A 13,274-nucleotide genomic window follows, 5' to 3' on the forward strand; every position below is an offset into this window, starting at 1 on the left:
CGCCATGCCCATCCGCACGATCAACGCCCTTGCCCTGTCGCTCGCCCTTGCCATCGCGCCGCTTGCCGTCACACCACTTGCGGCCTTTGCCGACGAGATGCCCGGCCGTCAGTTTGCTGATGTAGGAGACTTTCGCGTCGCCTATCGCGAATGGGGCGAGCCTGGTGACCCGGCGGTCATGCTGATCCATGGCATTCCGCTCAACAGCGTGCTGTTCTCCCGGGTGGGCCCGCTGCTGGCGGAACAGGGCTATCACGTCTTCGCGCCCGGCCAACTCGGGCTCAGCTACACCGACGGCCCCATGGACGCCGACCACTCGCTCAAGGGCCAGGCCGAAATCATGACCGACTTCGCCAATCAGGTCATGCCCGGCCCCTACATCCTGTTCGGCCACGACCTGGGGGGCGGCATCGCCCAGATCATGGTGACCGATCCCGAGCTCAAGGAGCAGAACCAGGTCCGCAAGATCGTGATCGGCAACTCCGCCGTGCTCGACATGTGGCCGGTCCCTGAGGCCAACGCCGCCATCGCCAAGGCCAAGTCCGCCGAGGCCAGCCAGATCTTCAGTGCCGACAACGTCCGCGAGATCGTCAAGAACTTCGCCTCGGCAGGTCTCATGCAGCCGGAGGAGACCCTGACCGACGAGATCCTCGAGGACCTCTACGGCAACTATGCCGAGAACGAGTCGACCCGCAACCATTTCATCGAGTACCTCAAGGCCATGGATAACCGCCTTACCCTTGAGGCCTCACCTCGGATGGTGATGTGGAACAAGCCTGCGATGCTGCTGTGGGGCGTGCATGACCCCTTCCAGCCGCCCTACGTCTCCGGCGTGGCACTGGCCCGCATCATGCCCCACGCCACCTGGGAATATCTGGACGCCAGCCACTTCTATCCGCTGGAGCGCCCCCAGGAGGTGGTCGACGCCTTCGTTGCGTGGGACCAGCAGTAGGAGGTTCCGCCCTTGTCAGCGCTGCTCGCCGGGAGACCCGACCTTGGGTCCTGAACGGCGACGGCGTTCACCATGCCGATCACGCGCCCGCTTGATGCGGGCGCGTGCTGTTTCGCCAGCCGCTTTAATTCCCCTGGCGGTAAGCGAGCCCTCGCTCTCTCGTGGCGGGCGCCAACCTGAGGCATAGTGGACGCTCGATAGATTTCTTTCGCATCCATCATTTGCCCCTGGTCGACTCGCCTGTACTGGCTACCCGGGGCCCTGCAACGGAGGTCAGACATGGTTCGCATCCACGACGACAATGCCCAGGCAATCGGCAACACCCCGCTGGTGCGGCTGAACCGGGTCAATGAAGGCGCCACGATCTGGGCCAAGATCGAGGGGCGCAATCCGGCCTACAGCGTCAAGTGCCGGATCGGTGCGGCGATGATCTGGGATGCCGAGGAACGCGGCGTGCTCAAGCCGGGCATGACCATCATCGAGCCAACCAGCGGCAATACCGGCATCGCCCTCGCCTTCGTTGCCGCCGCCAAGGGCTACCCGCTGACCCTGACCATGCCGGCCTCCATGAGCCTGGAGCGGCGCAAGGTACTGAAGGCCCTGGGCGCCGAACTGGTGCTGACCGAACCGGCCAAGGGCATGCCCGGCGCCATCGCCAAGGCCGAAGAGATGGCCAAGTCCGATCCGTCGACCTACTTCCTGCCCCAGCAGTTCTCCAACCCGGCCAACCCGCGCATCCACGAGACCACCACCGGCCCCGAGATCTGGAACGATACCGACGGCGAGGTCGATGTCTTCGTAGCCGGCGTCGGCACCGGGGGCACCCTGACCGGGGTCTCGCGCTACATCAAGAAGACCCAGGGCAAGGCGATCACCACCGTGGCGGTGGAGCCCACCGACTCCCCTATCCTGACCCAGGCCAGGGAAGGCAAGGAACTCAAGCCCGCTCCCCACAAGATCCAGGGCATCGGTGCCGGCTTCGTGCCGGACAATCTGGACATGGATCTGGTCGATCGCGTCGAGACGGTCACCAACGAGGACGCCATGGCCATGGCCCATCGACTGATGCGTGAAGAAGGCATCCTCTGCGGCATTTCCTGCGGGGCAGCGGTCGAGGCTGCGGTGCGTGTCAGCAAGCTGCCCGAGTTCGCCGGCAAGAATATCGTGGTGGTACTGCCAGACAGCGCTGAGCGCTATTTGAGCTCGGCGCTGTTCGCCGACCTGTTCACCGAGCAGGAACTCAACCAGTAACGTCGCCCAGACGGTCAACAGGCGAGCCGGCCCGTGCCGGCTCGCCTGTCATTTCGATCCCGCCTTTCATCGCTGCCGCTGGAGAGGCGAGTCGCGCAGCCTCCTGCGGCATCTCAGGTATTGAGCACCACGCCACCGTTGAGGTGCAGCGTCTGGCCACTCATGTAGGACGACTCTTCGCTGGCCAGATAGACATAGGCGGGCCCCATCTCGCTGGGCTGGCCTGCCCGATTCATCGGCACCTGACCACCGAACTCGGCGACCTTTTGTTCGTCGAAGCTCGCCGGGATCAACGGCGTCCATACCGGCCCCGGGGCCACTGCGTTGACGCGAATCTCGCGATCCATCAGGGTCGCCGCCAGCGAACGTACCAGTGCCTGCACCGCCCCCTTGGTCGCGGTGTAGTCGAGCAGGGTGTCATTGCCCTTGAAGGCATTGATCGAGGAGGTAGCGATGATGGTATCGCCGGCGTCGAGATGGGGCACCGCCGCCTTGGACAGATAGAAGTGGCTGTAGACATTGGTGCGGAAGGTCCGCTCCAGCTGCGCATCATCCACCTCGGTAATATCGGACCAGTCATACTGTTCGGCGGCGTTGTTGACCAGGATATTGAGCCGTCCAAAGCGCTCGATGGTGCTGGCCACGGCCTGACGACAGAAGTCGGCATCACCGACGTCCCCCTTGAGCACCAGGCACTCACCGCCTTCCTTCTCGACCATCTGGCGGGTGGTCTCGGCATCCTGATCTTCTTCCAGATGCACGATGGCGCAGTGCGCGCCCTCACGGGCATAGTGCACCGCCACGGAGCGACCGATACCGCTGTCGCCGCCGCTGATCAGCGCCACCTTGCCGTCCAGCTTGTCGCTGCCACGGTAGCTGTCACGGATCACCTCCGGCTCGGGCTGCATGGCCGACTCGCTGCCGGGCTGACGATGCTGTTGCTGAGGGGGTTGCTGTGTAGACATGGATCCACTCCTTCGGCTCATCGACATGGCGAACGTCATGGCCCCCGCCACCACGGGCATCCCTGGGGGCCGGCGGTACGCAACAGGCGTCTGCGGCAGAAGCCCTTTTCTGCACGTGACGTGAAGGTTGTGTACCACTTTTGTACAGAGTGGGACAGTCAGCGACTGACTTCAAGGGGCAAGCAACGACTTTGCACCGTCAAGCATCTCGACCTCTCGCCGCCTTCATGTCGCTCACACTGGTCAATAGGCTCTGCGTGCCGACGTGCCTCCTATCCCCATGGCTTGAAAAGGAACACCCATGCCCCATCGCACTCCTCCCAGCGTCAGTCGCCAACGCAACAAGGTGGTCAGTGCCGAGGAGTCGGTACAGCTGATCCGTGACGGCGACAGCCTTGCCACCGGCGGCTTCGTCGGGGTGGCCTTTCCCGAGGCACTGGCGGTAGCGCTGGAGCAACGCTTCGTGGAGTCCGGCCATCCTCGTGATCTGACGCTGATCTACGCCGCTGGCCAGGGCGACGGCAAGGGCCGTGGCGTCGATCACTTCGGTCGCCCTGGACTACTAAAGCGCGTCATCGGAGGCCACTGGGGGCTGGTACCGCGCTTGCAGAAGCTGGCCATCGACAACCAGATCGAGGCCTACAACCTGCCACAGGGCGTGATCTCCCATCTGTTTCGCGACACCGCCGCCGGCAAGCCGGGCACCCTGACCAAGGTGGGGCTCGATACCTTTGTCGACCCACGTCAGGGGGGCGGCAAGATCAACGAGCGCACCACCGAGGATCGCGTGCGGCTGATGCCCATCGATGGCGAGGAGTACCTGTTCTACCAGGCTCAGCCGATTCAGGTCGCGCTATTGCGCGGGACCACCGCCGACGCCGACGGCAACGTGACGATGGAGCGTGAGGCGCTATTTCTGGAGATGCAGGCCATTGCCATGGCGGTGCACAATTCCGGGGGCATCGTCATCGTCCAGGTCGAGAGTCTGGCCGAACGAGGCACCCTCAAGGCCAAGGACGTGAAGATCCCCGGCGTGCTGGTCGACGCCGTGGTGCTGGCACAGCCCGAGTATCACTGGCAGACCTTCGCCACCCAGTTCAGTCGCGCCTTCGCCGGCGAACTGAAGGCGCCGATGAATGACATCGCCAGCCTCTCGCTGACCGAGCGCAAGGTCATCGCCCGCCGCGCCGCCTTCGAGCTTCGGCCCAACAGCATCGTCAACCTGGGCATCGGCATGCCCGAGGGCATCGCCAACGTAGCCAATGAGGAAGGGCTGCTCGAGTACCTGACGCTGACCGCCGAGCCCGGCGTCATCGGCGGCCTGCCGGCGGGCGGGCTCGACTTCGGCGCCGCCATCAATACCCAGGCGATCATCGACCAGCCAAGCCAGTTCGACTTCTACGATGGCGGCGGCCTGGACATCGCCTTTCTCGGTCTCGCCCAGGTCGACCAGGAGGGCAGCGTCAACGTCAGCCGCTTCGGCCCCAGGCTTGCCGGCGCCGGCGGCTTTATCAACATCAGCCAGAACGCCAAACGGTTAGTGTTCGTCGGTACCTTCACCGCCGGTGCCCAGCTGTCCATCGACTCGGGAAGACTAAAGATCGACGCCGACGGCAGCCAGCGCAAGTTTGTCGAGCGCGTCGAGCACCGCACCTTCAGTGGCCCCCTGGCGGCGAAGCGCGGCCAGCCGGTGCTCTACGTCACCGAGCGCTGCGTGTTCGAACTGCGCGCGCAAGGGCTGACGCTGATCGAGATCGCCCCGGGGATGGAACTTGAGCGCGACATCCTGGCGCTGATGGACTTTCGGCCCCACATCGACGCGCCCCTTGCCACCATGGATCCCCGCCTGTTCGACAGCGCCTCCATGGACCTGCTCGAGACCCTGCTGGAGCGGCCGATCGCCGAGCGCTTGAGCGTCGATCTCGACACTTACCAGTTCTTCATCAACTTCGAGGGACTGGCGGTCAACGACGATGACACCATCGCCACCATCGAGAGGGAGGTCGAACGCCTGCTTGAGCCCGTGGGCCGTCCCGTCTATGCCATCGTCAACTACGACAACTTCACCATCGCGCCGCACCTTGTCGAGCGCTACACCGAAATGATCTGCGGCCTGTCCGAGCGCTTCTACGAGCGCGTCACTCGCTACACCACCAGTGCCTTCCTGCGCCTCAAGCTCGGCGACGCGCTGGAGCGCCGTGCCGATGCACCGCACATCTACGAGAACCGCAAGGACGCCCTGAGCCACCTGCTCGACGAGCAGCAAGACAGCTGACCATTCTGCGACCATATGGCTGTCTGATGGCTCTCCATGAAAAAGGCGCTGGAGTTTCCTCCAGCGCCTTTTGTGCAAGCGGCTTGAAAAACGTCTGCCTTCAGCCGGCTTCCCGATCCTGCATGTCCTGCAGATACTCTTCAGCGAGGTTGGCCTTGGTGGCATCGTCAAAGGCGCGTCCGGCGAGCTGAAACACCTCCTGCTCTTCCTCGTCGAGGTGGTGAGTGACCAGATGCTGCAGCTTCTTGGCGCTGGCAAGCCAGCCCGGTGAACTGTAGTCGGTCGTCTCGAGCGCCTCGATCAGCTCATCGATCTCGTGGTGCTCGGCCACGCTGTGCCGCGCCTTCTCCTGGGTCATGTCATGCTCCATCATCGGCATGTACAGGGCCCGCTCTTCTGCGCCAGCGTGGTTCTCGAGCTCCTCCTTGACGCGCTTGAACAGCTCATCGCGCCCGTCACTGTCGCCTTCGGTCTCCACCAGCAGTTCCAGCAGGCGGCGCTGCTTGTCGTGGCTCTCACGCAGGGCTTCAAAGATGGTCACGGATCTCTTCCTCCTTGTAGAAGCGGTGCCAGGATCGCGCCGTCGACGGCGTCTGTTCCATGGCGATGTCACGGCTCTTCCATATACCAAACTTATACAAGGATGGTTTTATTGTTCAAGATCCGCAACCCGAAGCCTACGATCGCCTAAGTCTACCGAGTCTTTTGCCCAATTCTTCTCCACTCCTGCTGGCCTTTACTCCCAGGCCAGACGGCTACGGGAAGAAAGCTTGCTCAGCGAACCCGCGGGAGCGCTTTGCGAACGCTTGAGGACGCTAGCCGGTCGGATTCGTCCGGGAGGCGCCAGGTAACGACCGCCAGCAATGGGACGAACGTCATTTTCGGGCGGACCCAATTGGCAAATTCTTGCTCGGTACGTGCCAAATCGTGCGGCTTCGGGAACACCTCGAGTCGCACCGACAGGTTGTCGGTTAGCATCCGACAGAGGCTGCGTCGACTGACTACAAACTCGGACGTCAGCCGCCCTGAGGCGGCAATCCCGGCTACAGTGTGTGGGCAGCAAGGAGCCGGGGGGATGGACGATGGTAGCTTGCCCAGCCACTCGGAAGCTGCGTTACTGTACATGGACACGCAATAGCGGGAGGACACCCTGCCTTGAGAGCCAGCATTCGACTTGCCGTCATGGCCTCATGCATCGTGCTTTCCGCCCGAGCCGCCGACTCCCCTCCTCTGACGTCAGGACAGACCCTCTACCAGCAGGGAAGTCACGGCGAGTCGCCTCATACCTCCTGTGCAAGCTGCCACGGTGTCGATGGCCTGGGGATCGATGGCACTGCACCTGCTGTCCATTGGACGGCATTGACCAGCGAAGACCACCAGCCTGGCTATGATCGAACGAGTCTGCTGAAGGCACTGAGTCAGGGCATCGCTCCCGATCAACGCCGACTGTCTGCGCAGATGCCACGTTACGTGCTGGACGACGACGTTCTGGACTCGCTGATCGACCACTTGCAACAGCTCTCGGCGGCGACGGACACCGGCATCGAACCCACACGTGTGCTGGTGGGCATCTCAGGCAATTCGGACCTGGATATCGGCTTCAGCGCGGCCATTGCTGCCTTCAATAGCCAGGGCGGCGCTTTTGGTCGACGTATCGAGGTGACGACGCGGCCTGACGTGTTGACGACCCTGGCCGAGATCGATGACCGGCTGGAAGAGCGCCTGCAGACCGCCTGCCTGGTGGCCGCCGTCGAGGAAGTGCGCAATACCAGCGCACAGCGCGTGGGCCTGCTCGGCCGCCATGGCGATGAATTTCGCTTTCGGCTGATGACCATGAGTCTTCCGCTCTCGGCGGCAGCCGATGTGACCCTGGTCGCCAGCGACAATATTGTCGACGAACTGGAAAATGGTGAACTGCTGGACACCCCCAGAACCCTGGTCGGTTGTCTGGATCATCTCGGCGAACACGCCGCTGCCCTGGCAGAAGCCGGCCATGAGGTTATCCTCGCCATACCGCACCAGGATGCCCTGAGCTGGGCCGCCCTCCACGATCAGGGGCCCGAAGCCCTGCGCGGCTACGCCCTTGGCGCCCTGCTCGGAGAAGCCCTGGCTGCAGCAGGGGCCGATCTGACACCGGAGCGATTGAACAAGGCACTCGAGAGCATTGCTCTGACGGCCCAGACTGTCTATCTGGAACCTCGCTTCACCCCGAGGTATCTGCTCAGCCCGCCGTGATCAGACGCGCCGTCAGATACATGCCCAGGGCAAAGACAATATGGCCCACCACGTTGTTCATGCGGGCGAGGCTCGGGTTGGGAGCGCCCGAGCAGGCAACCCCCACTCCCATGCCAGGCTGCAGGATGAACCAGCCCGCGCCTACCGTCACCAGGCCCACGATCAAGGCCGGGCCAAAGGTCGGTGCCAACGCCCAGCCATCTCCCCACACCAACAACAGCGCCAAGGCAAAGCTCACGCCCACGACGTAGTGCATGATCCAGCCGATGGCGAGCTCCCCGCCGATCGCAGGCGAGGAAGCGATCCCCTGCCGATGGACCAGTCTCCCCTTGGGCAAGCCCGAAAACCAGCGGCCGACCAGATGCCAGGGTGGCAGTGGTTGCCCTATCGACTTGTTCAACAGCCAATTCCACAGATCCAGCAGGGCAGTCCCCCCGACACCGATCACCAGGGCAAGACCAAGCGTATCGAACATCCCTTTCTCCTGACACTGGACTCCATCAACCGCCCTGGAGCCGAAGGCATAAGCGCCCGTCACACGATCGGCGTCACCACCGACGCGCGCAGGCCAAGTGGAAATACTATCCATCAAGCAGAGGCGCCATTCATGCCACCTGAGCCGACAACCGCCTGACCAACCTAGCGTGAAAGCAGACACTTCACCAGAAACGCATGCCCAAGCGCCTGCGCTCGCTAACGACGTCGATATCGAAGTCGCTATCGAAAGGGCAAGGCCCGAGGAACCATCACTGGATGATATCCACCGGACCCTATCGGCAAGCGCCCGCCGCAGAAATATTCATGGACTCCGCTCTCGGAGGCCGCTCTCAGCAGGCGTCACGGCGCTTAGAAGGCGTTGAGCGGGATCTTGAGGTAGCGACGACCGTTGGACTCTGCCTTGGGCAAACGCCCTCCCAGAATATTCACCTGGAGTGACGGCAGCATCAGCGCAGGCATCGGCAAGTCCTGGTCGCGTCCATTGCGCATGGCGATGTAACCGGCCTCGTGCTGACCCTGGAGATGGATGTTGTCACGGCGCTGCTCAGCCACCGTGCTCTCCCACCGGGGCTCCCGGCCTCCGGGGCGATAGTCGTGTCCGGTAAATATGCGGGTATCTTCCGGCAAGGCAAGCAGATCCTGTATCGACTGCCACAACGCCTGAGCGTCGCCACCGGGAAAGTCTGCCCGGGCCGTGCCGAAGTCGGGCTGAAACAGGGTGTCGTGGACGAAGGCAGCATCACCGACGCGGTAGGTCACCGACGCCAGGGTATGCCCGGGAGAGAACATCACCTCGACCTCGAGACTACCGATGGAGAAGCGATCCCCCTCGGCCCACAGCCTGTCCCACTGACTACCGTCGCAGGCGAGCTCCGGCCAATGATAGATATCCTTCCACAGCGCCTGTACCTCGGTAATCTTTTGCCCAATTGCCGTCGGCGCCCCCGTCTGCTGCTTGAGATACTGCGCCGCCGACAGATGATCGGCATGGGGATGGGTATCCAGCACCCACTCCACTTCGAGGCCGTGTTCCTTCACGTAGCCAAGCAGTTCATCCGCGCTGGCAGTAGACGTCGCACCGGAGGCCGCATCGAAATCAAGCACCGGATCGATGATGGCACACCGTCTGGTATCGGGGTCCGTGACCACGTACTGGACGCTCGATGTCGCGGTATCGAAGAACCCCGTCACCTGTGGCCGTCCCTCGGAATGACGAATTCGTTGCATCTGGCACCTCCTTCGCTCTGTGTACGATGAATATGCCATTTCGATCTTTCTTTAGCACCTTTGTTCCATCCAGAGCAGCATTCCGCATGGGAAGCAGAAACGAAAGAAGCCCAACTCCTCCTGGAATTGGGCTTCTTCTAAATAAATGCCTGACGGACGGGCCGGCCTGCCGGCTACTCTACTCGTCTCACCCCTGAGACTCGCCCTTCGTTCCTCAGGGCCCGCCTGCGGCGGTTCTCCCCTGTTCCCGACGGGGTAGTCTCATGGGGGAGTCGCCTCGCCTTATTCGACTGAACTTGTAGAGAGCCCATGCATGCGCTCTTTACAAAAAGAAGGCCCGACTATCTCTCGATAATCGGGCCTACTTCTGAATAAATGCCTGACGATGACGCTTAGACAGCAAGGTCGCTCGCATGGGGGTGAGTCACCCCAAGGTTTGCAGCGAAGCTGCAAGGGGGGACGAACGACGCGAGCCTGCGAGCGGCCGGACCGCACGCAGTGCGGCCCCACAAATAAAAAGCGGGGTCTTCCCATGCATGCGAAGAAGCCCGGTTATCTCTCGATAACCGGGCTTCTTCTGAATAAATGCCTGACGATGACCTACTCTCGCATGGGGAGACCCCACACTACCATCGGCGCTGAGCGGTTTCACTTCTGAGTTCGGCAAGGGATCAGGTGGTTCCCACTCGCTATGGTCGTCAGGCGGAAAAAGGCAATGTATATCATGCTGACGATACGCTTCATCGTATCCGTCAATTGATTCGAGACATCATCGACCAAAACCCTTTGGGTGTTATATGGTCAAGCCTCACGGACCATTAGTACCGGTTAGCTCAACGCCTTGCAGCGCTTCCACACCCGGCCTATCAACCAGCTGGTCTTGCTGGGTCCTTTAGGAGGCTCAAGGCCTCAGGGAGATCTCATCTTGAAGGGGGCTTCCCGCTTAGATGCTTTCAGCGGTTATCCCGTCCGTACATAGCTACCCGGCAATGCCACTGGCGTGACAACCGGAACACCAGAGGTACGTCCACTCCGGTCCTCTCGTACTAGGAGCAGCGCTTCTCAAATCTCCAACGCCCACGGCAGATAGGGACCGAACTGTCTCACGACGTTCTAAACCCAGCTCGCGTACCACTTTAAATGGCGAACAGCCATACCCTTGGGACCGACTTCAGCCCCAGGATGTGATGAGCCGACATCGAGGTGCCAAACACCGCCGTCGATGTGAACTCTTGGGCGGTATCAGCCTGTTATCCCCGGAGTACCTTTTATCCGTTGAGCGATGGCCCTTCCATACAGAACCACCGGATCACTAGAACCTACTTTCGTATCTGCTCGACGTGTCTGTCTCGCAGTTAAGCACCCTTATGCTCTTGCACTCACTGCACGATTTCCAACCGTGCTGAGGGTACCTTCGTGCTCCTCCGTTACTCTTTGGGAGGAGACCGCCCCAGTCAAACTACCCACCACACACGGTCCTCGAACCGGATTACGGTCCTGAGTTAGAACGCCAATGATGCCAGGCTGGTATTTCAAGGTTGGCTCCACCCCATCTGGCGACAGGGTTTCAAAGCCTCCCAGCTATCCTACACAAGCAACATCAGCGTCCAGTGTGAAGCTGTAGTAAAGGTTCACGGGGTCTTTCCGTCTAGCCGCGGGTACACAGCATCTTCACTGCGATTTCAATTTCACTGAGTCTCGGGTGGAGACAGCGTGGCCATCATTACGCCATTCGTGCAGGTCGGAACTTACCCGACAAGGAATTTCGCTACCTTAGGACCGTTATAGTTACGGCCGCCGTTTACCGGGGCTTCGATCAGGAGCTTCGCGTGAGCTAACACCATCACTTAACCTTCCGGCACCGGGCAGGCGTCACACCCTATACGTCCGCTTGCGCGTTTGCAGAGTGCTGTGTTTTTAATAAACAGTTGCAGCCACCTGGTATCTTCGACCGCGTCAGGCTCCGGTCGCGAGGACCTTCACCCTAATGCGGCGTGCCTTCTCCCGAAGTTACGGCACCATTTTGCCTAGTTCCTTCACCCGAGTTCTCTCAAGCGCCTTGGTATTCTCTACCTGACCACCTGTGTCGGTTTGGGGTACGGTCTCACAGTATCTGAAGCTTAGAGGCTTTTCCTGGAAGCGTGGCATCGATGACTTCCTGACCGTAGTCAGTTCGTCTCGCCTCTCGGCCTTGAGGATCCGGATTTACCTGAATCCTCAGCCTACCGGCTTTCACCAGGACAACCAACGCCTGGCTCACCTAGCCTTCTTCGTCCCCCCATCGCAATACTGTGAGGTACGGGAATATTGACCCGTTTCCCATCGACTACGCCTTTCGGCCTCGCCTTAGGGGCCGACTCACTCTGCTCCGATTAGCGTCGAACAGAAACCCTTGGTCTTCCGGCGGGGGAGTTTTTCACTCCCCTTGTCGTTACTCATGTCAGCATTCGCACTCGTGATACCTCCAGCATGCTTCTCAACACACCTTCATCGGCTTACACGACGCTCCTCTACCGCTCGTCATTCGACGAACCCGTAGCTTCGGTACCTGGTTTGAGCCCCGTTACATCTTCCGCGCAGGCCGACTCGACTAGTGAGCTATTACGCTTTCTTTAAAGGATGGCTGCTTCTAAGCCAACCTCCTAGCTGTCTAAGCCTTCCCACATCGTTTCCCACTTAACCAGGATTTCGGGACCTTAGCTGACGGTCTGGGTTGTTTCCCTTTTCACAACGGACGTTAGCACCCGCTGTGTGTCTCCCACGCTTGCACTCACCGGTATTCGGAGTTTGCCTCGGGTTGGTAAGTCGGGATGACCCCCTAGCCGAAACAGTGCTCTACCCCCGGCGGTGATACGTGAGGCGCTACCTAAATAGCTTTCGAGGAGAACCAGCTATCTCCGGGCTTGATTAGCCTTTCACTCCGATCCACAAGTCATCCAAATCTTTTTCAACAGATCCTGGTTCGGTCCTCCAGTTGATGTTACTCAACCTTCAACCTGCTCATGGATAGATCGCCCGGTTTCGGGTCTATTTCCAGCGACTGGTCGCCCAGTTAAGACTCGATTTCTCTACGCCTCCCCTATACGGTTAAGCTCGCCACTGAAAATAAGTCGCTGACCCATTATACAAAAGGTACGCGGTCACCAAACAAGTTGGCTCCCACTGCTTGTACGCATACGGTTTCAGGATCTATTTCACTCCCCTCTCCGGGGTTCTTTTCGCCTTTCCCTCACGGTACTGGTTCACTATCGGTCAGTCAGGAGTATTTAGCCTTGGAGGATGGTCCCCCCGTCTTCAGTCAAGGTTTCACGTGCCTCGACCTACTCGATTTCACAACACTCAGGTTTCGGTTACGGGGCTATCACCCACTATGGCCAGACTTCCCAGTCTGTTCACCTACCAGTTGTGTTGCTTAAGGGCTGGTCCCCGTTCGCTCGCCGCTACTAGGGGAATCTCGGTTGATTTCTTTTCCTCGGGGTACTTAGATGTTTCAGTTCCCCCGGTTCGCCTCTCATGTCTATATATTCAACATGAGATACCCAAGTTACCTTGGGTGGGTTTCCCCATTCAGAGATGTCCGGGTCGCAGGTCGTTTGCCACCTCGCCGAACCTTATCGCAGGCTTCCACGTCTTTCATCGCCTCTGACTGCCTAGGCATCCACCGTATGCGCTTCATCGCTTGACCATATAACCCCAAAGGGTCTGTCAATCGATGATGTCACGACAATTGCCGGATACGCTTGAAACGCATCTTACTTTGTCAGCATGATATACATTGTTAAAGAGCATTAGAGCACAAAACTCTAAGCTGGCGGCTTGTGGCTTGCTAATGAAGCACAAACGTCCAACTTAAAGTTCCGTTAACCGCTCT

Annotated in this window: 8 protein-coding genes and 2 rRNA genes; 4 read left to right on the forward strand and 6 right to left on the reverse strand. The window is 60.4% G+C overall.

What is annotated here, in order from left to right; all coding sequences use genetic code 11:
• Nucleotides 1-4: 4 nt before the first annotated feature.
• Complete coding sequence (locus NFI08_RS10415; protein WP_349589184.1) at nt 5-952, forward strand: alpha/beta fold hydrolase; 948 nt, start codon at nt 5-7, stop codon at nt 950-952.
• Between the two features lie 279 nt (nt 953-1,231).
• Nucleotides 1,232-2,203 carry a cysteine synthase A gene (gene cysK, locus NFI08_RS10420; RefSeq protein ID WP_253029355.1) on the forward strand — a complete coding sequence of 324 codons (972 nt, stop codon included), beginning with the start codon at nt 1,232-1,234 and terminating at the stop codon, nt 2,201-2,203.
• Between the two features lie 113 nt (nt 2,204-2,316).
• Here the strand turns inward: cysK and NFI08_RS10425 are convergent, their stop codons facing one another.
• Complete coding sequence (locus NFI08_RS10425) at nt 2,317-3,168, reverse strand: SDR family oxidoreductase (RefSeq protein WP_349589187.1); 852 nt, start codon at nt 3,166-3,168, stop codon at nt 2,317-2,319.
• Between the two features lie 301 nt (nt 3,169-3,469).
• Between NFI08_RS10425 and NFI08_RS10430 the strand changes: the two genes are divergently transcribed.
• Entirely contained in the window at nt 3,470-5,443 is a 1,974-nt protein-coding gene (locus NFI08_RS10430; protein ID WP_349589190.1) for an acyl CoA:acetate/3-ketoacid CoA transferase, read from the forward strand.
• Nucleotides 5,444-5,543: 100 nt separating this feature from the next.
• On the opposite strand, the gene NFI08_RS10435 is transcribed toward NFI08_RS10430, so the two are convergent.
• A complete protein-coding gene (locus tag NFI08_RS10435; protein WP_108447580.1) occupies nt 5,544-5,984 on the reverse strand; it encodes a hemerythrin domain-containing protein in 441 nt (146 codons plus the stop codon).
• A gap of 614 nt (nt 5,985-6,598) precedes the next feature.
• Between NFI08_RS10435 and NFI08_RS10440 the strand changes: the two genes are divergently transcribed.
• Complete coding sequence (locus NFI08_RS10440; protein ID WP_349589193.1) at nt 6,599-7,678, forward strand: c-type cytochrome; 1,080 nt, start codon at nt 6,599-6,601, stop codon at nt 7,676-7,678.
• Here the strand turns inward: NFI08_RS10440 and NFI08_RS10445 are convergent.
• The 4 genes from NFI08_RS10445 to NFI08_RS10460 all read right to left on the reverse strand — a co-directional run bounded on the left by NFI08_RS10445 (nt 7,665) and on the right by NFI08_RS10460 (nt 13,088).
• On the reverse strand, nt 7,665-8,153 hold the full coding sequence (locus tag NFI08_RS10445; RefSeq protein ID WP_108447578.1) for a DUF2938 family protein: 489 nt from the start codon (nt 8,151-8,153) through the stop codon (nt 7,665-7,667). The two genes, NFI08_RS10440 and NFI08_RS10445, sit on opposite strands and share 14 nt — an antisense overlap.
• A 371-nt stretch (nt 8,154-8,524) precedes the next feature.
• Nucleotides 8,525-9,403 carry an MBL fold metallo-hydrolase gene (locus NFI08_RS10450; RefSeq protein WP_108447577.1) on the reverse strand — a complete coding sequence of 293 codons (879 nt, stop codon included), beginning with the start codon at nt 9,401-9,403 and terminating at the stop codon, nt 8,525-8,527.
• A 587-nt stretch (nt 9,404-9,990) separates the two neighbouring features.
• Nucleotides 9,991-10,106, reverse strand: a 5S ribosomal RNA gene (gene rrf / locus NFI08_RS10455).
• 94 nt (nt 10,107-10,200) lie between these two features.
• Nucleotides 10,201-13,088 (reverse strand): 23S ribosomal RNA (locus tag NFI08_RS10460).
• Nucleotides 13,089-13,274: the final 186 nt, after the last annotated feature.

The sequence above is a fragment of the Halomonas sp. EF61 genome (assembly GCF_040147045.1).
GTDB classification, from domain to species: domain Bacteria; phylum Pseudomonadota; class Gammaproteobacteria; order Pseudomonadales; family Halomonadaceae; genus Halomonas; species Halomonas litopenaei.